20 protein-coding genes are annotated in these 19446 nt (G+C 66.9%); 19 read left to right on the forward strand and 1 reads right to left on the reverse strand.

Annotated elements, in window-relative coordinates:
- Window positions 1-6 precede the first annotated feature (6 nt).
- Genes hisD through hisH form a run of 4 tightly spaced genes read left to right on the forward strand, consistent with a single transcriptional unit; the run spans window position 7 to window position 3624 of the window.
- Window positions 7-1308 (forward strand): histidinol dehydrogenase, encoded by a 1302-nt coding sequence (hisD, locus tag E0E39_RS06475; protein ID WP_130873999.1) that lies wholly within the window; start codon window positions 7-9, stop codon window positions 1306-1308.
- Window positions 1305-2390: a histidinol-phosphate transaminase gene (locus E0E39_RS06480; RefSeq protein WP_130874000.1), complete on the forward strand. Its 1086-nt coding sequence runs from the start codon at window positions 1305-1307 to the stop codon at window positions 2388-2390. The genes hisD and E0E39_RS06480 overlap by 4 nt, the downstream gene beginning before the upstream one ends.
- Window positions 2387-2995: an imidazoleglycerol-phosphate dehydratase HisB gene (hisB, locus tag E0E39_RS06485; RefSeq protein ID WP_130874001.1), complete on the forward strand. Its 609-nt coding sequence runs from the start codon at window positions 2387-2389 to the stop codon at window positions 2993-2995. The genes E0E39_RS06480 and hisB overlap by 4 nt, the downstream gene beginning before the upstream one ends.
- Window positions 2996-3003: 8 nt before the next feature.
- Entirely contained in the window at window positions 3004-3624 is a 621-nt protein-coding gene (hisH, locus tag E0E39_RS06490; RefSeq protein WP_130874002.1) for an imidazole glycerol phosphate synthase subunit HisH, read from the forward strand.
- On the opposite strand, the gene E0E39_RS06495 is transcribed toward hisH, so the two are convergent.
- Window positions 3609-4394 (reverse strand): SIR2 family NAD-dependent protein deacylase, encoded by a 786-nt coding sequence (locus E0E39_RS06495; RefSeq protein ID WP_130874003.1) that lies wholly within the window; start codon window positions 4392-4394, stop codon window positions 3609-3611. The genes hisH and E0E39_RS06495 overlap by 16 nt on opposite strands.
- A 313-nt stretch (window positions 4395-4707) precedes the next feature.
- On the opposite strand from E0E39_RS06495, the gene E0E39_RS15730 reads away from it, so the two are divergent.
- The 15 genes from E0E39_RS15730 to E0E39_RS06570 all read left to right on the forward strand — a co-directional run bounded on the left by E0E39_RS15730 (window position 4708) and on the right by E0E39_RS06570 (window position 19436).
- Window positions 4708-5304 (forward strand): pyroglutamyl-peptidase I, encoded by a 597-nt coding sequence (locus E0E39_RS15730; RefSeq protein WP_165444667.1) that lies wholly within the window; start codon window positions 4708-4710, stop codon window positions 5302-5304.
- 28 nt (window positions 5305-5332) lie between these two features.
- Window positions 5333-6124: a bifunctional 1-(5-phosphoribosyl)-5-((5-phosphoribosylamino)methylideneamino)imidazole-4-carboxamide isomerase/phosphoribosylanthranilate isomerase PriA gene (gene priA / locus E0E39_RS06505; protein WP_130874005.1), complete on the forward strand. Its 792-nt coding sequence runs from the start codon at window positions 5333-5335 to the stop codon at window positions 6122-6124.
- Entirely contained in the window at window positions 6121-8472 is a 2352-nt protein-coding gene (locus E0E39_RS06510) for an SDR family oxidoreductase (RefSeq protein WP_130874006.1), read from the forward strand. The genes priA and E0E39_RS06510 overlap by 4 nt, the downstream gene beginning before the upstream one ends.
- On the forward strand, window positions 8454-9983 hold the full coding sequence (locus tag E0E39_RS06515) for a lactate racemase domain-containing protein (protein ID WP_130874007.1): 1530 nt from the start codon (window positions 8454-8456) through the stop codon (window positions 9981-9983). The genes E0E39_RS06510 and E0E39_RS06515 overlap by 19 nt, the downstream gene beginning before the upstream one ends.
- Window positions 9980-10723: a lysophospholipid acyltransferase family protein gene (locus E0E39_RS06520; RefSeq protein ID WP_130874008.1), complete on the forward strand. Its 744-nt coding sequence runs from the start codon at window positions 9980-9982 to the stop codon at window positions 10721-10723. The genes E0E39_RS06515 and E0E39_RS06520 overlap by 4 nt, the downstream gene beginning before the upstream one ends.
- A gap of 9 nt (window positions 10724-10732) precedes the next feature.
- Window positions 10733-11683, forward strand: coding sequence for a GNAT family N-acetyltransferase (locus E0E39_RS06525; RefSeq protein WP_130874009.1), 951 nt, complete (start codon window positions 10733-10735; stop codon window positions 11681-11683).
- 48 nt (window positions 11684-11731) lie between these two features.
- A complete protein-coding gene (locus E0E39_RS06530) occupies window positions 11732-12505 on the forward strand; it encodes a YebC/PmpR family DNA-binding transcriptional regulator (RefSeq protein WP_130874010.1) in 774 nt (257 codons plus the stop codon).
- A gap of 40 nt (window positions 12506-12545) precedes the next feature.
- Window positions 12546-13055, forward strand: coding sequence for a crossover junction endodeoxyribonuclease RuvC (gene ruvC / locus E0E39_RS06535; RefSeq protein ID WP_207302541.1), 510 nt, complete (start codon window positions 12546-12548; stop codon window positions 13053-13055).
- Window positions 13055-13660 carry a Holliday junction branch migration protein RuvA gene (ruvA, locus tag E0E39_RS06540; RefSeq protein ID WP_130874012.1) on the forward strand — a complete coding sequence of 202 codons (606 nt, stop codon included), beginning with the start codon at window positions 13055-13057 and terminating at the stop codon, window positions 13658-13660. The genes ruvC and ruvA overlap by 1 nt, the downstream gene beginning before the upstream one ends.
- Window positions 13660-14697, forward strand: coding sequence for a Holliday junction branch migration DNA helicase RuvB (gene ruvB, locus E0E39_RS06545; RefSeq protein WP_165444668.1), 1038 nt, complete (start codon window positions 13660-13662; stop codon window positions 14695-14697). The genes ruvA and ruvB overlap by 1 nt, the downstream gene beginning before the upstream one ends.
- 52 nt (window positions 14698-14749) lie before the next feature.
- Entirely contained in the window at window positions 14750-15157 is a 408-nt protein-coding gene (gene yajC, locus E0E39_RS06550; RefSeq protein WP_130874014.1) for a preprotein translocase subunit YajC, read from the forward strand.
- An 80-nt stretch (window positions 15158-15237) separates the two neighbouring features.
- Window positions 15238-16725, forward strand: a complete 1488-nt coding sequence (gene secD / locus E0E39_RS06555; RefSeq protein ID WP_425470703.1) for a protein translocase subunit SecD — start codon at window positions 15238-15240, stop codon at window positions 16723-16725.
- The gene (secF, locus tag E0E39_RS06560; protein WP_130874016.1) at window positions 16725-17846 is read left to right on the forward strand and encodes a protein translocase subunit SecF; all 1122 of its coding nucleotides are present in this window, start codon (window positions 16725-16727) and stop codon (window positions 17844-17846) included. The genes secD and secF overlap by 1 nt, the downstream gene beginning before the upstream one ends.
- Window positions 17843-18364: an adenine phosphoribosyltransferase gene (locus E0E39_RS06565; RefSeq protein ID WP_014846667.1), complete on the forward strand. Its 522-nt coding sequence runs from the start codon at window positions 17843-17845 to the stop codon at window positions 18362-18364. The genes secF and E0E39_RS06565 overlap by 4 nt, the downstream gene beginning before the upstream one ends.
- A 49-nt stretch (window positions 18365-18413) precedes the next feature.
- Entirely contained in the window at window positions 18414-19436 is a 1023-nt protein-coding gene (locus tag E0E39_RS06570; protein ID WP_130874017.1) for a potassium channel family protein, read from the forward strand.
- Window positions 19437-19446: the final 10 nt, after the last annotated feature.

The following is a 19446-nucleotide window of genomic DNA, read 5'->3' on the forward strand; positions in this document are numbered from 1 at the left end:
TCGACCGTGCTTAGAACGGTTGATCTGACGAGCATCGACGGCGGCTACCGTGCCCACGTTCCCAGGGCGGCGCTGGATGTAGCGGGGGCCATGGAGGCGGTGCGAGGGGTGTGCGACGCCGTCCGTGACCAGGGAACCGAGGCGCTCGCCGAGTACTCACAACGCTTCGACGGCGTGGTTCCCAGGACCTTCCGGGTGCCCGGAAGGGTGCTGGCCGAGGCCGCCGAACAGCTCGACCCGGAGCTCCGCGAGGCCTTCGAGGAGTCCATTCGGCGGCGCCGGCGCGTCGCCGAGACCCTGGAGCACGAAACCGATCCCGCCCCCGCCGTCCTGGCCGAGGGCGCCCGGGTCGGGTTGCGCAACATCCCCGTCGAACGGGTCGGCCTCTACGTGCCGGGGGGGCTCGCCCCGCTGGCCTCCAGCGTGATCATGAACGTCGTTCCCGCCCAGGCGGCCGGTGTCGGGGAGATCGCCGTCGCATCCCCGCCGCAGGCCGGATTCGGCGGCTGGCCGCACCCGAACATCCTCGCCCTGTGCCACATGCTCGGGGTCGAGGAGGTCTACGCCGTCGGCGGGGCCCAGGCGATCGCGATGTTCGCCCACGGGGTGACCGGCCTCTGTGCCCCCGTCGCCATGGTCACCGGACCCGGGAACATCTACGTGGTGGCGGCGAAACGGATGCTGCGGGGAATCGTGGGTATCGACTCCGAGGCCGGACCCACCGAGATCGCCATCATCGCGGATTCCTCCGCGAATCCCGCCTACGTGGCCGCCGACCTGATCTCCCAGGCAGAGCACGACCCGATGGCCGCGTCCGTCCTGATCACGGACTCCCCGGAACTCGCCGATTCCGTGGCGGCCGAGCTGGAGCCCCGGGTGGCGGCCACGAAACACCGGGAACGGATCCGTACCGCCCTGACGGGGCAGCAGTCGGCCGTGCTGCTGGTGCGCGACCTCGATCAGGCGGTCGAGGTCGCGGATGCCTACGCCGCCGAACACCTGGAGATCCAGACCCGCGACGCCGGAGAAGTCGCCGCCCGGATCCGCAACGCCGGCGCCATCTTCGTCGGCGACCACTCACCGGTCAGTCTCGGCGACTACTCGGCCGGCTCCACCCACGTCCTGCCGACCGCTGGCTGCGCGTGCCACGGATCGGGGCTGACCGTGCGTTCCTTCATGCGCACCGTGCACGTCATCGACTACTCGGCACGGGCCCTGACCGAGATCGCCGACGGGATCGAACGGTTCGCGCTGGCCGAGGACCTCCCGGGTCACGCCGCGGCGATCACGGTCAGGACGAGACGATGAGCGGGTCCGCCGGCCTGCCGCTCCGGGACGACCTGGTGGGGGAGGAACCCTACGGAGCGCCACAGATCGACGTGCCCGTGATCCTCAACGTCAACGAGAACCCCTACCCGCCCTCCGCCGGGTTGAGGCGGGCCATGGGGCAGGCCGTCCAGGAGGCCGCCGCGACGATGAACCGCTACCCGGACCGGGAAGCGGTGGCGCTCCGCGAGGACCTGGCTGCCTATCTCGGCAACGGCCTGACCGCCCGCAACATCTGGGTGGGAAACGGGTCCAACGAGATCATGGGGCAGCTGCTGACCGCTTTCGGAGGGCCGGGCCGCAGGATGCTGACCTTCACCCCCACCTATTCCATGTATCCCGAGTACGCGCGCAACACCTGCACCTCCTACGTGACCGAGTCCCGCAACCCTGACTTCACGGTGGATGCCGACCTGGTGCTCTCCGCCGTGGAGCGCCACGCACCGACCGTGGTCGTCATCACCACCCCGAACAACCCGACCGGCACCCGCACCGCCCCGGAAGTGATCGATGAGATCTGCTCCGCCACGGACGCGATCGTCGTGGTCGACGAGGCCTATCAGGAGTTCTCCCGCCACCCCGGGGCGTTGTCGTTGCTGGCCGGGCATCCCCGGCTCGTCATCACCCGCACCATGTCGAAGGCCTTCGCCATGGCCGGTGGGCGCGTCGGATACCTGGCCGCATCCCCGGAGATCGTGGACGCCTGTCGGATCGTGCGGCTGCCCTACCACATGAGCCTCCAGACCCAGGTCCTGGCACGGGTGGCCCTCGCGCACCGGGACGAGCTGCTGTCCCGGGTGGAGGAGCTGGCCGAGGAGTGCCGGGTCCTCCAGGGCTGGCTTCGGGGCCACGGCTACGAGGTGATTCGCTCGGAGGCGAACTTCGTGCTGTTCGGGCGCTTCGGGGACCGTCACGCAGTGTGGCAGGGGCTGCTGGACCGCGGGGTGCTGATCCGCGAAACCGGACCCGACGGGTTCCTGAGGGCCTCCGCCGGCACCCCCCGGGAAATGGCGGCCCTGAAACGGGCACTCACCGAGATCAATCCGGAAGGACGTCATTCATGAGCCGCACTGCAACCAGGTCCCGGACCACCAGCGAATCCGAGATCACCGTCACCCTCGACCTGGACGGAACCGGCCACAGCCGGATCTCGACCGGGGTCGGTTTCTACGACCACATGCTCACCGCGCTGTCCAGGCACTCCCTGATCGACCTCGACATCCAGGCCAGCGGGGACGTGCACATCGACGGGCACCACGTCGTCGAGGACACCGCGATCGTGCTCGGCCAGGCTCTGGGCGAGGCCCTCGGGGACAAACGCGGCATCCGGCGTTACGCGGACGCCACCGTGCCCCTCGACGAGGCCCTGGCGCACTGCGTTGTCGACGTGGCGGGGCGCCCCTACGTGGTGTGTTCGGGCGAGCCCGAAACACAGGCCTACGCCCGCATCGGCGGATCGGGTGTCACCTACGCGGGCTCCATGACCTACCACGTTTTCGAGTCCCTCGGGGTGAACGCAGGGTTGTGCATTCACCTGCGGCTTCTCGCCGGCCGTGACCCGCACCACATCGTCGAGGCCGAGTACAAGGCCCTGGCGCGTGCGTTGCGCGACGCCGTCGCCCTCGATCCGCGCGTTGTGGGTGTGCCCTCCACGAAGGGGGCGCTCTGAACCCCCGGGTGGGGTTGTTCGACTACGGATCGGGCAACCTGCACTCCGCGGCACGGTCGTTGGCGGCGGCCGGGGGCAGGGTCGTGCTGACCGGGGACATCCGGGAACTCGCGGGATGCGATGCGCTGGTGGTGCCCGGCGTCGGGGCCTACGCCGCCTGCATGGCGGGGCTGCGGGCGGCCGGGGGAGCGGAGCTCCTGGCGGGTTGGCTGCCCACCGGGAAGCCACTGCTGGGCATCTGTGTGGGGCACCAGATCCTTTTCGAGGAGGGCACCGAGCACGGCATCCGCACCACTGGCCTTGGCATCTGGCCGGGAACCGTGCAGATCTTGGCGGCCCGTCGGCTTCCGCACATGGGCTGGAATCGCGTCGAGGTTCCCCCGGGCAGCCGTCTGTTCGCAGGCGTCGAGGACGAACGGTTCTACTTCGTTCACAGCTACGCGGCGACCCGGATGCCGGGGAACGGCGACACCCTGGTGACCACCGCCACCCACGAGGTTCCCTTCGTGGCCGCCGTGGAGCGGGGGAATGTCTGCTCCACACAGTTCCATCCCGAGAAATCCGGGGAGGCCGGCGCCCGGCTGCTGCGCAACTGGCTGGATCCGCTGAACCCTCAGGACGCCAGCTGATCCACCAGCTGCGGCAACCCGATGGCCGCGGTGGTGCACCAGTGCAGGTCGCAGTCCAGGCCGGTGGGATCGGGATTGACCTCCACGACGAACGACCCGGCGCGCGCCGCCAGACCGGGTAGGGCAGCGGCCGGGTAGACGATCGACGAGGTCCCCACGACCAGGGTCAGGTCGGCCCGCTGGGCGGCCTCCACGGACGCGTCGATGTCGGTTGCGTCCAAGGGCTCCCCGAAGAACACGATGCTCGGCCTGAGATCACCGCCGCAGGATTTGCACGGGGACGGCGGGACGCGCAGGACCGGTTCCCGCGAGGCCATCGACAGGTCCGGCTGGCCGGGAAGCCCGCAATCGATGCAGTGGAAACGGTCGAGCCTGCCGTGCAGGTGGGCGAGCACCGTCGATCCCGCCCGCTCGTGGAGGTCGTCGATGTTCTGGGTGACGACGTCCATGCGCTGCAGAGGAGACCCTTCGCCGGTCAGTCCCGCCCAGCGGGCCAGCGCCTCGTGCCCCGCGTTCGGTGTGGTGGAGTTCACGATCCCGATGCGCCACAGGTACCAGGCCCACACCAGCTCGGGATCGGCACGCCAACCCTCCTCGGTGGCCATCGCCTCGGGAGAGTAACGGGCCCACAACCCCGCGGACTCGTCACGGAAGGTGGGGACCCCCGACTCGGCCGACATGCCCGCCCCGGTCAACACCAGGACCCTCCGGGCGGAACGTGCCCGTTCCAGCAACTCGACGGGAAGCGGTTCCAGTTTCTGGTGGTTCATGCCACCACTCTTGCACAAGCCATCCGATACGCCATCCGATACGTTGGCAACGTCGGCGAAGACGGGAACCGGGTGGGTCGGCCTGCTCATTCCGCGAGCCGGCCGCCTCGAAACCCCTTGGTGGTCTCGTGTCCGGGAATCGCGACGGGCCCTGGTGGTTTCGATGTGGACCGCTCCTTCGTCGCGGTCAGGCTCAACCAGTTTCGGAGAAGCCGTGAACAGGCCTCGTTGTTCCCGACATCGTCGGGTGGTCCCGTCAAGCAGGTCCACCCATCATCCGGGTCACCTCCTGGAACGGGAATATCCTGCCCCGGTGAAGATTTTGGTTACCGGTTTCGAACCCTTCGGTGGCTCCGACCACAACCCCTCCGAGGAGTTGATCACCCGGGTCGAGGGCGAATTCGCCACCGTGGTGCTTCCGGTGGAGTTCGGGACAGTGCGGAGGCTGGTTCCGGCTCTGCTGGCCGAGCACACTCCCACCCATGTGGTGTGCCTGGGGTTGTCCGGCCGTGCGTCGGGACTGAACGTGGAACGGGTTGCAGTCAACCTGATCGACGCCCGTATTCCTGACAACGCCGGGGCCCAGCCCGTGGACCGGCCTGTGGTCCCCGGCGGTCCTGCCGCCAGGTTCGCCACTCTACCCGTGAAGGCGATGCTGCGTGCCGTGCACGCGACCGGGGTGCCCGGGGAACTCTCCCTCAGCGCCGGAAGCTACGTCTGCAACGCGCTCTTCTACCTGGTACTGCATGAGGCCGCGGCTCTCCCACGGGACAGCCGACCGAGATGCGGGTTCATCCACGTACCCCCGGAGGAAACCCTCGACCTGGACTCCCAGGAACGAGGCCTCAGAGCGGTCCTGAACCATCTCGATGCTCCCGAGGCGCACTTCGCGGATGGCGCGCTCGACTGACGTCCTGGTCCCGCCTCAACCCCTGCTGATGCTTTCTGTCCCACAGCCTGCCTTCACGGTAGGGTTGCGCGTCGTGGAAGCATTGCAGTTGTTGCCCGCAGTCGATGTGCAGGACGGCCGGGCCGTCCAACTCGTCCAAGGCGTTGCGGGTACCCAGAAGGAGTTCGGGGATCCGCTCTCCGCGGCACTCAGGTGGCAGGAGGAAGGCGCGTCCTGGATCCATCTGGTCGACCTCGACGCCGCCTTCGGGCGCGGCTCCAACGCGGCTCTGCTCGCCGGGATCATCGACGCACTCGATGTGAATGTCGAACTTTCCGGTGGAATCCGGGATGACGCATCCCTGGAGCGGGCCCTCGGCACCGGGTGCCGCCGGGTCAACATCGGTACCGCGGCGCTTGAGCGGCCCCAGTGGTGCGAAAGGATCATCGAGCGTCACGGCGACCGTGTCGCCATCGGGTTGGACGTGCGCGGGGAACGGCTCGCCGCACGGGGCTGGACCACCGAGGGAGGGCCGTGGACCGAGACCCTTGACCGGCTGGCAGCGGTCGGGTGCCGTCGTTTCATGGTCACCGACGTCAACTCCGACGGCATGCTCACCGGGCCGAACCTCGATCTGCTGGCTGATGTCTGCGCTCGAACGAGTGCCGCCGTGATCGCATCCGGCGGTATCTCCGACCTGGATGATCTGCGTGCGCTGCGGGACCTCACCCGTGACGGTGTGGAGGGTGCCATCGTCGGCACCGCCCTCTACCTCGGCAGGTTCACCCTGGCCGAGGCCATTGAAGTCGCTGGTCCGCAGCAGATTGGAGGAGCGGCATGAGTCCCGCGCCACGCAGCAGTTTCGGTGCCTCGGAATCGACCCGCCTTCACACCCCACCGTTGCTGACCGGGCGAATCGCCGAGCTGCTCGCGGGCAAGAAGATCGCCATGACGGGTGTCACCGGTTTCATCGGTGAACAGATGCTCTGGAAGTTCCTCACCGAGTGCCCGGAGACGACAACTGCGGTGCTGGTGCGCCGCAAGGGTTCTCTGTCCGCCACCCAACGGGTCGCCTCGCTGCTGAGGAAGAAGATCTTCAAGGACGTCGTCGCCGAGGCCGGTTCCGTCGAGGAACTGATGGCCACTCGCATCGATGTCATCGAGGGTGACCTCCCGGACGCCCCGGAGCTGCCACGCGACATCGACGTGTTGGTGCACTGCGCCGGGGACGTCTCCTTCGATCCGCCCATCGACGCGGCGTTCAAGACCAATGTGCTCGGTGTCAAGGCGCTGCTGAAACGGTTCCGTGAATCCTGCTCCGACGAGAACGGGGTCCTGGTGCGCGTTCCGCACTACGTACACATCTCGACGGCCTACACGGCCGGGCGTCGCAGGGGACCGATCCCGGAGGCAGCCCATCCCCACGAGGTGGACTACGAGGCCGAGACCCGGGCCGCGCTGGCGATGACGGACCTCGTCGAGGCCCGGTCCCGCACATCCGAGCAGTTGACGGCGTTGCGCAAGGAGGCAGAGAAACTGCATCGCCGTGCCGGGTACCTCACCACCAGCGAGGACACCGAGCGGCGACGGCTCGAGTGGGTGAAGAGGGAGCTGGTGGCTGCCGGAACGGAGAGGGCTCGGTCGCTGGGATGGACCGACGTGTACACCTTCGCCAAGGCGATGGGTGAGGCGGTCGTCGCGGATCTGTGCCGCGACATGCAGGTCTCCATCGTCCGCCCGGCGATCGTGGAGTCGTCGCTGCGATACCCGCACCCGGGATGGATCGAGGGTTTCAAGATGGCAGATCCGATCATCCTGGCCTACGGGCGGGGGCAACTGCCCGAGTTCCCGGCCTCTCCGGATGCCGTGATCGACATCATTCCCTGCGACTACGTGGTCAACACCATCGTCGCCGTCTGTGCCACCCGGCCGAAGGTGGGGGAACCGGAGTTCTACCACTGCTCCTCAGGGGCCAGGAACCCGTTGACCTTCCGCGGCATCTACGAGCACATCCGCTCCTACTTCTCACGCCATCCCTACCGGGACGGCCAGGGCTCCCACCAGCTCGCCACGTGGAACTTCCCCGGTCCGGAACCGGTGGAGCGCAAGCTCTGGTTCGCGGAGAAGGGAGTTGCGATCGGCAATCGTCTCCTGGACTTCGCCCCGCGGGGCAGGAGGACCCGCGCCGCGGCCCGGGCCCTCGACAGGACTGCGAAGCAGCTGGATTTCCTCAACAGATACCTGGGTCTCTACGGCGAGTACCTCCAGTCTGAGCTGCACTTCGTCGACGACTGCACCCTGGCCCTGCACAACAGTCTTCACGAGGATGACCGCGAAACCTTCGGTTTCGACTCGGGCAACCTCGACTGGACCCACTACCTGGAGGATGTTCACGCCCCGGCGATCACGGATCCCGTGCGTCGCCTCGAGGCCGCCCGGCGGCGCCGCAAGGCCCGTTCCGCCACCTACCGGGACCTCAAACCCGCCGAGCCCGGGACGGTGCTGGCCGCCTTCGACCTGGACGGCACGGTGATGACTACCAACGTCATCGAGACCTACCTGTGGCTGCGGCTGCCCGAGCTGTCGCTGACGCAGCGCGCGGGGGAGTTGATGAGGGTCGCCGCCCAGCTGCCCAACTACCTGGGGGCCGAACGCAAGGATCGTGGGGTGTTCCTGCGGCAGGTGTACCGCCGCTACGAGGGCGCCAGGTTGGACGAGCTGGAACGTTTCGTCGACGAGCGGCTGACCCCGTTCGTGCTGGACCGGACCTCCCCCGAGGCGGTCCGGCGCATTCGCGAGCACCGGGAGGCCGGGCACACCACGATCCTTCTCACCGGAGTCATCCGCCCCCTGACCAGGCCGTTCGAGGGGCTCTTCGACCATATCGTCGCCGCCGACCTGGCGACGGATGCGGACGGGGTGTGCACCGGTTTCCTGACCGGTCCCCCCATGGTGGGGGACTCCCGCGCCGCGTGGCTCACCCATTACGCGGGTCTCCACGGCATCGACCTGTCGGCATCCTTCGCCTACGCGGACAGCCACGTCGACCTGCCGATGCTGCGCTCCGTCGGGAATCCCGTCGCGGTCAGCCCGGACATCGGGTTGATGCGCGCCGCCAGGGAGTCCGGCTGGTCGATCATCGACTGGCCATCCCATGCGCTTCAGCCCAGATGGAAGCTGCCGTCGTGACCCGCCCCGGTTTCGTCCTGAAGGTCGACGAACGCACCCCGCCGCTGCTGACCCTCGCGGGCTGCAACGTCGGACTGCAACGCTTCCCCGCCGGAACCGGTGTGGTCTACCCGCCGCAGCCCGTGCCCTCCTCGGATCCCGTCGCTCTGGTGGAGGGGGCACTCGCCAACCCGGTCGACAGCACCCCCCTGGCGGGGCTGTTGCGCCCGGGGATGAGACTGACCGTCGTGGTGGGAAACGTCGACCCGGTGCAACCCGGGATGCGTTTCGACATCAGGCGCAGCATCGTCGAGCGCGTCCTGGAACACGCCGCCAGGGTGCGGGTGGATGACGTCGCCATCGTGGTGGCCGGTGGTCTGGGACCCCGGTGGGGTGGTCAGGACATCGTCGAGGCCCTCGGGGACCGGGTCGCCGCGTCCTTCCTGCCCGAGGGCAGGATCACCAGCCACGACGTGACCTCGGAGGACCTGGTCACGGTGGCCACCGTGAGCGGGGAACCGGTCAGGACGAGTGTGCGGATCGCGGAGTCGGACCTGGTGGTCCTGGTGGATGTCTGCCACGGGCCCGGGGAGCGGATGCTGCTCGCGGCCGGGGCGACGGACGTGGCCACCATCAACCGGATCTCTGGTTTCAATGGCAGCGAATCGGCGCGTGGGCAGGCCGCCGCGGCGATCCACGGGGCCATTCCCGTTTTCTCCGTCACCGCGGTTCTCGGGCAGCCCTACCTGGGTCGCCACCTGAGTTTTCTGAACCACTGTGAGTGGGAATGGCGGTTCCCGGAGCAGATGGCATACGCCACCGCCCGTCAGTTCACCACGCTCCTACCCCGGCAGGGTGCCCAGAAACTCTACGCGGCACCGCGAGCGGACTACGAGCTCTGCGACGTCATCGGCGGCGAACCGAAGCAGGTGGCGACCCGCGCCGCCGAGGTGTGGCGGGCGGCGAACGCCGTTGCGGCGCCGAGCACCGGGATCCTCCTGACCTCGGTGTGGGGCAGTGGCTTCGACCCGGGCGACCCCGTGGGCTCGCCCGTCAACGCCTCCCACCAAGCGCTGCGCAATGCGGGAATCGATGCGGAGCGCTCCCTCCTGCGCGACGGCGGGATACTGGTCGCCTTCCACCCGCTCAGCCGGGCCTTTCCGAACCGGGTCCTCGCCCCGGCTGCCGATTTCTTCGCCAAGGTGCTTCCCGGCACGAGGGAACCTGCCGAGATCCATGAGCGATTCGAACGCCGGGCCCTGGCCGATGACTGGTACCTGAAGCTCTATCGCGACCACAACGCCTGGCATCCACTGGCTGCATTCCACACCTGGTACGGGATCCGTCGTGCCACCGCTCGACTGGCTGATGTCATCTGGGTGGGGGCCGACCGGGAAACCGCCCGCGTCCTCGGGCAGCGGGCGGCAACCACCCTGGAGGACGCGCTTGAACTTGCCCGGCAGATCACCGGGGACCAGGGGCATGCCATCTATCTGCACGGACCGGGACGGATCTTCGGGGAGTCGCGGTGATCACCTGGTTCTCGGACATGCTGGGGTTTGCCCGGACGACGGGGTTCGGACTGGTTCGGCGGCGTCCTGCCGGCGCCCCGGAACCGGCGGCGCGGCGCCGTGACCGCTTGGCGCGCTCGGACCTGAGCGAGACCCCGGACCTGTTCAACCCACTGACCTGGCGGCTGGAGTACCGGGTGGCGGGGCTCGACTCGCTGCAGGGACTGGAGGGGCCGGTCATCTTCGCCGTCAACGAACAGGGGGTTCTCGACTGGCAGGTCCTGAAGGCCGTTCTTCCAGCACGGCTTCGCACGACCAACCGGGGTGTCGACCGCGCCTTGACGAAGGAGCGCAGCATCGTCGTCTTCTCGGAGCCCTCGCGCGTCGACGGCGGAGTGGGGGAGTTCACCGCGCTGCCAGCGGAACTGGCGACCGAGCACAACGTACCGATCATTCCGGTGGCGATCGTCGGGACCTTCAAGCTGAACGAGGTGCTGAGGCTGGCCCTGCGGCGAAGGCCCCGAATCTCGGTGCGTTTCGGGTCACCGATCTATGCTCGGGGCAGGTCGGTCACGGAAACGACTGAGGTGATCCAAGGAGCGGTTGGGGCGCTTTTCCACAGCGAGGAAATCTCGTGGTGGGCGATCCAGAGTCACGCTCCCATGGCCAACGGCGAACCCATGCCCCGCTGGCGTAGGCTCTGGCAGCAGACGGCGCCGCGTCCCGACCGGGACCGACACATCTGGAAGAACAGCGGGTGAGGAGAAGCCGTGGATCTCTACATCGAGAACCATCTCACGTGGCGCATTCTCGCCCAGGACGACTGGGATGAGTTGCTCTCCTTGAGGGCACAACTGGAGGCGCTGGACGACCTCGTGCTGCCCGCCACCGATCGGGTGATCGGGGGGAACGCGCGAACCATGACGGCAGGGGACGCCATCGGCGGCTGGGACTCCTACGGGAACCTGTCTGCCTTCGGGTGGAACATCCCGGAGCCGGGAAGCCATCCCGCGAAACTTTTCCTGCTCGGTGGGGTACACCCAACACACCGGTATCAGGGGATCGGGCGTGCGCTGCTTGCTTGGCAGGAGGAGCGGGCACTCGCCTGGCGGGACGAGCACCACCCGGGGGAGTCGATATGGCTCGGTTCGTACGTGGAGGCGGATCAGACCTGTCTGAGGCACCTGCTCGTGCAACGGGGCTTCCTGGCGGAACGCTACTTCTTCGACATGCACAGGGATTTGTTCAACCTCCCCAAGCTGCACGACATCCCCGGGCTGGTGTTCGAGAACTTCACCCCGGAGCGCAGCGACCAGGTGCTGCGACTGCACAACTCGTGCTTCAGCGCGCGGATCGACGACGCCGCGTGGGCGGAGTCGTTGAGGGAGGAAACCTTTCGCGCCGACTGGTCATGGATCGCGATCAGGGGAGACGAGGTCGTCGGGTACTGCCTGTCGGGCACCGACGACGCCGCAGGGCTGGACGGCGTGATGGAGGGGTGGTGCGACCGGTTGGGCGTGGCCAGGTCACATCGGCATCAGGGAGTGGCCCAGGCCCTGTTGTGCCGGTCCCTTCACTCGATGGCCGCCTCTGGCTGCCCCGCAGCGGGTATCGGGGTTGACACCCGCAACCGTGCGGTCGCGGACTGGTTGCACCGGGTGCTCGGATATGAGGAGCGCGACAGCGTGACCCTGTTGGGAAAGAGCATCCCGGCGGCTTGAGATAAGCTCGCTCAAGCAAAATTGACCTCTACCCGAAGGACGGGATGCATGAGCGGACACTCCAAATGGGCGACGACCAAGCACAAGAAGGCGGTCATTGACGCCAAACGCGGCAAGTTGTTCGCCAAACTGATCAAGAACGTGGAGGTGGCAGCCCGGCTCGGTGGCGGAGACCCGAGCGGCAACCCGACACTTTACGACGCCATTCAGAAGGCCAAGAAGTCCAGCGTCCCCAACGACAACATCGATCGTGCCGTCAAGCGTGGTTCCGGCGCCATCTCCGGTGGCGCCGACTACGAGACGATCATGTACGAGGCCTACGGGCCCTCCGGGATCGCGATCCTGATCGAATGCCTGACCGACAACCGGAACCGTTCCGCCTCGGACGTGCGCGTCGCGGTCACCCGCAACGGTGGCACCATGGCAGATGTCGGATCGGTACAGCGCCTGTTCTCCCGCAAAGGGGTCGTCGTGGTCCCCAAACAGCAGGAGGGCAGGGAAATCATGGAGGACGACCTGCTCGAGGCAGCCCTCGAGGCGGGTCTCGAGGAGGTCAACGACGAGGGCGAGGCCTGGGAGGCCGTCTGTGATCCCGGTGACACGGTGGAGGTTCGCAGGGCCGTCGAGGCGGCGGGGTTCGACTACGATTCCTCCGAGGTTCAGTTCGTCGCGTCCTTCGACCAGGAGGTCGACACCGTGGAACTCGCCCAGAAGATCTTCCGCATCATCGATGCCCTCGAGGACTCCGACGACGTGCAGAACGTCTTCACCAACCTCGACCTCACGCCGGAGGTTGCGGCAGCTCTCGAAACCGAGGATTGATCGTCTATAATCCGAACTGATGTTCGAGAAGAAGCGCATTCTGGGGATCGATCCCGGTCTCACCCGCTGTGGTGTCGGCGTGGTGGACGGTACCGTGGGACGCCCTCCCGTCTTCGTCGCGGTCGGGGTCGTGCGCACCAGCCCGGATCTGGACGTGGCGCATCGGCTGCTCCAGGTGGAGGCCGGGCTCGAACGGTGGTTCACCGAATGCTCTCCCGACGTGGTCGCAATCGAACGTGTGTTCGCCCAGCACAACACCGCCTCCGTGATCGACACGGCACAGGCCGCGGGGGTCGCTGCCCTGGTCGCGGCCCGGCGTGGACTTCCCGTCACGTTCCACACCCCGAGCGAGGTGAAGGCCGCCATCACCGGCTCCGGGCGGGCGGACAAGGCGCAGGTGACCTCCATGGTCACCATGGTCCTGAAACTCGGGGTGCCCCCGAGGCCGGCGGATGCGGCGGATGCCTTGGCACTGGCCGTCTGTCACGCCTGGCGAGGTGGCCACACGAATCGATATGCGGCCTTGGCGGCGGCTGCGAGAGGAAAATGATGATCTCCCACTTGACGGGTACAGTGACAGCCGCAGGGACTGCCTGGTTCGTGATCGATGTCGGTGGGGTGGGTTTTCGCGGGAACTGCACGCCGGCGACCGCAGCCACACTGCGTCCGGGTGAGACGAGAACCATCCACACGTCTCTCGTCGTGCGCGAGGACTCGTTGACGCTGTTCGGTTTCGGTAGCGACGCCGAACGAGAGGCCTTCGAACTGGTGCAGGGCGCATCGGGAGTCGGGCCGAGGGTTGCCCTGGCGATCTGCTCCGTGCTGTCGCCCGGTGATCTGAAACGAGCCGTTCTCACGGAGGATCTGCGTGCCCTGTGCCGGGTTCCCGGAATTGGAAACAAGAGCGCTCAGAAGCTGGTGCTGGAACTCAAGGACAAGGCCGGGCTGCTCGCCCTGGGGGATGCGGAGCCGGAGACGAGGGTCGGAACGACGAATGAGGCGTGGCGTGACCAGGTCGTGGATGGCCTTCAGGGGCTTGGTTGGTCCGCGAAGGAGGCCGGATCCGCGTGCGATGCCGTCGCTGACCTGGCTGCGGAGGGCGCGAACGTCGCCCAGTTGATGCGGGCAGCCCTCGGAACGTTGGCGAAACGTTGATGTCCGAGGAGGGAGCCGTGGATTTCTCTGAGGTGGATCCCGCAAGCCGTTCCGAGGAAAAGGACTTCGAAGCGGCCCTGCGGCCCAGGCGTCTGAGCGAGTTCGAGGGTCAGCCCCGGGTCCGTGACCAGCTTGGGCTCGTTCTGGAAGCTGCCAGGCACCGGGGAAGCAGCCCGGATCACGTGCTGTTGTCCGGTCCACCGGGATTGGGGAAAACCACCTTGGCGATGATCATCGCGGCGGAGCTCGACGTGAACCTGCGCATCTCGTCCGGTCCTGCGATCCAGCATGCAGGTGATCTGGCGGCCATACTCTCGGGCCTCGACGAGGGGGATGTGCTGTTCCTCGACGAGATCCACCGGCTCGCCCGCCCCGCCGAGGAGATGCTCTACCTGGCGATGGAGGACTTCCGGGTCGACGTGGTGGTCGGCAAGGGGCCGGGGGCAACGGCCATCCCGATAGACCTGCCCGCCTTCACACTGGTCGGCGCAACCACCCGGGCGGGTCTGCTGCCGGGGCCGCTGCGGGACCGGTTCGGTTTCACCGCGCAGCTGGAGTTCTACGACGCCGCCGATCTGGCGGACATCGTCGCGGCCTCGGCCGCGAAGCTGGGAGTGCGGCTGCAGGAAGTGGCGGCGAAGGAAATCGCGGGCCGGTCCCGGGGGACCCCTCGGATTGCGAACCGGCTGCTCCGTCGTGTCCGGGACTACGCCCAGGTGGGGGGACACCGGGAAGTGCAGCTCGAACACGCCCGGGCCGCGCTGGAACTCTACGAGGTCGACGAACGTGGCCTGGACCGGCTCGACAGGGGGGTGCTGCGCAACCTGTGCACCTTGTTCAACGGGGGGCCGGTGGGCCTGTCCACCCTGGCCCTCAGCGTGGGGGAGGAAACCGAGACCGTCTCAGAGGTGGCGGAGCCCTTCCTGATCCGCGAGGGCCTGATGATGCGCACCCCGCGTGGCCGAATCGCCACCGCCGCAGGCTGGCGGCATCTCGGACTGCGCCCTCCGGTCGGTGAGCCTTCGTTGTTCGAGTGAGCTATTCTGACCCACGGCAAACCCGCCAACCGCCTCGTTAAGGAATGAACAGATGCCAGGTCTCGATCTGCTTTTGATGCTCGTCGTCTTCGTGGGCGCCGCATATTTCTTGATGATCCGGCCCCAGCAGAAGCGCATGCGTGAGCACCAGTCCCAGATCGACGCGCTGCAGCCCGGAGCCCGCGTCATCCTCAACTCCGGTGTTTTCGCCACCATCTCCCACATCGCCGACACACAGGCGATCGTGGAGCTGGCCCCCGGGGTCGAGGTGACCATCCTCAAGCAGGTCATTGCACGCGTCGCGAAGAACGATGAGGAAGAGTTCGAATTCACCGATGAGGTGGGTGTGGTGGAGGAAAACGAAACCACCGATGGCGGGGAAGATGTCACGGACGGCACCGACACCCCGGGAACGCAGGAATCCGCCACGGTCGATGAGTCCGTTTCCGAGAAGAACTGAATCGAGCCCGTATGGCAAAGGTATACCGTAAACCCCGTCCAGGGTTGACACTGCTCGTCTTCCTGCTCGCCATCGGCGCGATGTTCGGGATCATGGCATCAGCCGGTGCCTGGTCCCCGAAGCTCGGCCTCGACCTGCAGGGCGGCATGACCATCACCTTGACCGCGACGAACTCGACGGTCGACAAGGACTCGCTCGAGCTGGCCAAGAGCATCATCCAGAAACGTGTCGACGGACTGGGAATCGGCGAGGCCTCGGTGACCACCTCCGGTGACAGGCACATCGTCGTCTCCGCCCCCAACATCCAACGCGACGACATGGTGAACCTGATCGGCAGCACCGCCCAGCTGACCTTCCGTCCTGTGCTAGGCATCAGCCAGGTGGGGCAGCAGAACACCGATCCCAGCCTTCCCGGCCTGCCCACCCCCACCCCGGAGCCGGGTGATGTCGGGAGCGTCCTGAGCGTCGACGAGGTGCTGGCCTACAAGGCAACGGAGCAGGACACCCAGGCTCTCAACGAGTTCAAGTGCAGCGACAAGGTCGAGGCACGATTGGACAGGACCACGATGGGTTGTGACCCGACGGGCCAGATGAAATACCTCCTCGGCCCCGCGGCCATCGTCGGTGAGCGCGTTGTCAAGGCCAACTCCGGGGTTCCGCAGGGACAGGTTGCCCACGTCGTCACCCTCGAGTTCGACGAAGCGGGCACGAACACGTTCAGTCAGATGACCACGGCCATGGTCTCCAAGCAGGCGCCGGAAAACCAGTTCGCGGTCGTGCTCGACGGCGTGGTGCAGTCCGCGCCGCGCGTCCAGACCGCCATCACCAACGGACAGGCCCAGATCACCGGCAACTTCACCGCCGAGTCCGCTGCCGAACTCGCCAACATCCTGAAATTCGGTGCGCTACCCCTCAATTTCGAGCCCTCCCAGGTGGAAACGGTGTCCCCCACACTCGGTGGCGAACAGCTCCGCGTCGGTCTGATCGCCGGCGGCATCGGTCTCGCGCTCGTGATCCTGTACTGCCTCGTCTACTACCGTGGACTGGGGCTCGTGGTGATCGGATCCCTCGGTGTCGCGGCGCTGGCAACCTACGCATCCATGGTGATTCTCGGCGAGGCGATGGGATTCACCCTGAACCTCCCGGCCATCGCCGGGGCGATCGTGGCAATTGGTGTGACGGCGGATTCGTTCGTCATCTACTTCGAACGCATCCGTGACGAGATACGCGATGGGCGAAGTCTCAGATCCGCCCTCACCACGGGCTGGGTCAAGGCCAGACCCACGATCCTGGTCGCGGACATGGTCTCGATTCTCTCCGCCATCGTCTTGTTCATCCTCGCGGTCGGCGGCGTGAAGGGTTTCGCCTTCTCCCTCGGCCTGACCACCCTGCTCGACCTGGCGGTCTGTTTCTTCTTCACCAAACCCCTCGTGCAGCTGCTGGGGCGCACCAAGTTCTTCGGTGAGGGGCACCGGTTCTCCGGACTCGACGCCAGCCACATGGGAGTCAGCCGGGATTCCCTGCTGGGCCGCCGCAGCCGCCGCACCCACCGCGCCAAGGAGGCCTGATGTCCACCAAACACGGGCTCGCCCACCGTTTCTACACGGGCCAGATCTCCTACGACTTCGTCGGCCACAAGAAATTCTGGTACGCGTTCTCGGTCGTGGTGCTCGCCGTCTGTTTCCTGGCCGTGGGGTTCAAGGGCCTGGCGCTCGGCATCGACTTCCGGGGCGGAACCGACTTCCAGGTGGCGATGCCGGTCACCGAGACCACCGTCGACGAGGTGCGCGCCAAGGTGGCCGATTTCGAGGTCAAGGACCTGGGGGCCCAGGTCTTCTCCCTCGGGGAGAGCGCCGTGCGGATCCAGACGCGCTCCCTCGACCCCGAGGAAACCGTCTCCGTTCGCGCCGCCATCGCCAAACTGGCAGACGTGAAACCCGATGACGTCACCTACACGGCGATCGGCGCCTCGTGGGGTGAACAGATCTCCCGGCAGGCCCTGATAGCCCTGGCGGTGTTCATAGCGCTCGTGATGGTGCTGATCGGTTTCTGGTTCCGCAACTGGAAGATGTCCTTGGCCGCCGTCATAGCCCTGGCGCACGACCTGGTGGTCACCATCGGCATCTACGCGCTGAGTGGTTTCACCGTCACACCCGCGACCGTCATCGGCGTTTTGACCATTCTCGGCTACTCGCTCTACGACACCGTGGTGGTCTTCGACCGGGTGTCGGAGAACACGAGGAACCTGAAGGAGAGCAGGAAGACCTACGGGGAGGCCGCCAACCTGGCCATCAACCAGGTGCTGATCCGGTCCCTGAACACGACCCTGATCGGGATCCTGCCGGTCACGGCTCTGCTGATCGGCGGCGCCATGCTCCACAGCGGCCCCCTCGCCGATCTCGGCCTGGCGCTGTTCATCGGCATGATCGCCGGCGCCTATTCCTCCATCTTCATCGCTACCCCGCTGCTGGTGCAGATGAAGGAAAAGGAACCCGCCCAGGTGGCCCATCGCGCATCGCTGGCCCGCAAGGCCAAACGCGCGGCCGCCAAGGCCGAGCGCAAGCCGTCCGGGGAGGACACGGGCGACGATGAGGAGGACGCCTCGGGTTCCGAGGCCGTTGTCTCCTCGGAGACGCGCAGGCAGCGCAGCAACCTGTCGCGCGAGCAGAGGAAGCGTCAAAAGCGATGAACCTGGTTTCCTCCCTGATTGCGGACGTTCCGGACTGGCCCAAACCTGGGGTGGTCTTCAAGGACATCACCCCGCTGCTTGCCTCTCCCGAGGGTTTCCGGCAGGCGGTTGACGCCATCGTGGCGTCGGCCCCCGAGGCCATTGACGTGGTGGTCGGGATGGAAGCCCGGGGATTCATCTTCGCCGCCCCCGTCGCCCTGGCTCTCGGGGCCGGTTTCGTGCCGGTCCGGAAACCGGGGAAGTTGCCGCGTCCCGTGCTGAGTGAATCCTTCGACCTCGAATACGGCACCGCGACCCTCACCATGCACGCGGATGCCCTCGTCACGGGGGCGCGTGTGCTCGTCGTGGACGACGTGCTCGCCACCGGCGGCACCGTGGCGGCCACGGCCGCGTTGTTGAAACGGCTCGGCGCGGAACTCGTGCACGTGAGCGTGCTTCTCGAGCTCACAGCCCTCGGTGGCAGGGAAAGGCTCGCTGACCAAGGGATCAGCAGTTGTTCGGCGGTTCTGACGAGTTAGGGCCGTGGGCAGACTGAGGAAGCGGGTCCCCAAGGGGTATGCCACCTCGATGGTGAGCATGCCCCGTCCACAGGTGCGGCCGCTGCGTGAACTCGGGAAACGCGGGTTGCTGGCGCTCGTGCTGTTGATGATCAGCACCCTCGTCGTTTGGTTGGACCGCGACTCCTACGTCGACAACATCCGCGATGACGGGGTCAGTTTCATCGACGCCCTGTACTACTCGACGGTCACCATGACCACCACGGGCTACGGCGACATCACCCCCCTCGCCCCGCACGCCCGGCTCCTGAACGCGATCCTCATCACCCCGATGCGCGTCGGTTTCCTGGTGTTGCTGGTCGGCACCACCATTGCCGTGCTGGCGGACGAGGGCAGCCGCGCCATCCGTGACCTGCAGTGGAGGCAGAAAATGCGCAATCACGTCGTCGTGATCGGCTACGGCACGAAGGGCCGCAGCGCAATCAACACCCTTCGTCGCCACGGGGAACCGGACGACCGGATCGTGGTCATCGACAGCAGCGATGTCGCGGTGAGCGAGGCCAACCTCGACGGGCTGGCCGCCTTCCTGGGAGACGGGACACGCCGTGACCTGTTGCGGCGGGCCGAGGTGTCCAAGGCCCGGAAGATCATCATCTGTCTGTCCCGCGACGACGCCGCCATCCTCACCACACTCACCGCCAGGCAGCTCAACCCCGGGGCGAGCATCGTCGTCAGCGTCCGTGAGAAGGACAACGTCGCCCTGGTCCGCCAGTCCGGGGCCACCTCCGTGGTGACCTCGTCGGACACGGTGGGGCGTCTGCTGGGCCTGTCGGCGGTCGGTCCGGAGCTCGGTGCCATCATCCAGGACCTGCTGACCGCGGGTACGGGTCTTGAGGTCCAGCAGAGGCAGGCGAGACCCAGCGAGGTGGGGCAGTCCCCGAACGACGTCAAGGGGGAGCAGGTGATCGGGATCATCCGCAACGGCACGCTGCGGCGGTTCTACGACTCCACGGCATCCAAGATCCAAACCGGTGATCAACTAATCGTCGTGCGCCGCGCGGAACGACCCGACCTGCGAGACAGCGACGACTGAGTCAGATATC

This window comes from [Pseudopropionibacterium] massiliense, from assembly GCF_900607225.1.
Lineage (GTDB): Bacteria > Actinomycetota > Actinomycetes > Propionibacteriales > Propionibacteriaceae > Arachnia > Arachnia massiliensis.

What these genes read in the sequence shown, in the direction of transcription:
- E0E39_RS06480 (WP_130874000.1), top strand. Translation starts at nt 1,305, where the DNA reads ATGAGCGGGTCCGCCGGCCTGCCGCTCCGGGACGACCTGGTGGGGGAG.
- ruvB (WP_165444668.1), top strand. Translation starts at nt 13,660, where the DNA reads ATGTCCGAGGAGGGAGCCGTGGATTTCTCTGAGGTGGATCCCGCAAGC.
- hisB (WP_130874001.1), top strand. Translation starts at nt 2,387, where the DNA reads ATGAGCCGCACTGCAACCAGGTCCCGGACCACCAGCGAATCCGAGATC.
- ruvA (WP_130874012.1), top strand. Translation starts at nt 13,055, where the DNA reads ATGATCTCCCACTTGACGGGTACAGTGACAGCCGCAGGGACTGCCTGG.
- priA (WP_130874005.1), top strand. Translation starts at nt 5,333, where the DNA reads ATGCTTTCTGTCCCACAGCCTGCCTTCACGGTAGGGTTGCGCGTCGTG.
- secD (WP_425470703.1), top strand. Translation starts at nt 15,238, where the DNA reads ATGTTCGGGATCATGGCATCAGCCGGTGCCTGGTCCCCGAAGCTCGGC.
- E0E39_RS06510 (WP_130874006.1), top strand. Translation starts at nt 6,121, where the DNA reads ATGAGTCCCGCGCCACGCAGCAGTTTCGGTGCCTCGGAATCGACCCGC.
- E0E39_RS06515 (WP_130874007.1), top strand. Translation starts at nt 8,454, where the DNA reads ATGGAAGCTGCCGTCGTGACCCGCCCCGGTTTCGTCCTGAAGGTCGAC.
- E0E39_RS06530 (WP_130874010.1), top strand. Translation starts at nt 11,732, where the DNA reads ATGAGCGGACACTCCAAATGGGCGACGACCAAGCACAAGAAGGCGGTC.
- E0E39_RS06495 (WP_130874003.1), bottom strand. Translation starts at nt 4,394, where the DNA reads ATGAACCACCAGAAACTGGAACCGCTTCCCGTCGAGTTGCTGGAACGG.
- E0E39_RS06570 (WP_130874017.1), top strand. Translation starts at nt 18,414, where the DNA reads ATGGTGAGCATGCCCCGTCCACAGGTGCGGCCGCTGCGTGAACTCGGG.
- yajC (WP_130874014.1), top strand. Translation starts at nt 14,750, where the DNA reads ATGCCAGGTCTCGATCTGCTTTTGATGCTCGTCGTCTTCGTGGGCGCC.
- secF (WP_130874016.1), top strand. Translation starts at nt 16,725, where the DNA reads ATGTCCACCAAACACGGGCTCGCCCACCGTTTCTACACGGGCCAGATC.
- E0E39_RS06565 (WP_014846667.1), top strand. Translation starts at nt 17,843, where the DNA reads ATGAACCTGGTTTCCTCCCTGATTGCGGACGTTCCGGACTGGCCCAAA.